Raw genomic sequence first — 246 nt, 5'->3', positions numbered from 1 at the left:
ATAGCGGGCCGCTTCAGCCAGTTTATCAGGCTCTGCACCTGCTATCTGTGCAGAAATAGGGGCAATCTCATTGTCAAAATTGGCACGGTACAAGGATTTTTTGCGCGCATAAAGTGCCGTATCAGCGATGATCATTTCACTGACCGCATGACCTGCGCCAAATGATTTGCACAGTCGACGAAAGGGATTGTCTGTTACGCCTGCCATCGGTGCGACCACCAAACGGTTTTCAATCGTCAGGCCACC

1 protein-coding gene is annotated in these 246 nt (G+C 50.8%); it reads right to left on the bottom strand.

Going from position 1 to position 246, the window contains the following annotated elements; all coding sequences use genetic code 11:
* A partial coding sequence (locus SB725_RS33140; protein WP_410923692.1) for a tRNA-dihydrouridine synthase occupies positions 1-240 on the bottom strand: 240 nt, incomplete at its 3' end.
* Positions 241-246 lie beyond the last annotated feature (6 nt).

The sequence above is a fragment of the Pseudomonas sp. SIMBA_041 genome (assembly GCF_046535095.1).
In the GTDB taxonomy this organism is placed as follows: Bacteria; Pseudomonadota; Gammaproteobacteria; order Pseudomonadales; family Pseudomonadaceae; genus Aquipseudomonas; species Aquipseudomonas mucoides.
This window is presented reverse-complemented; position numbering and strand designations above follow the sequence as displayed.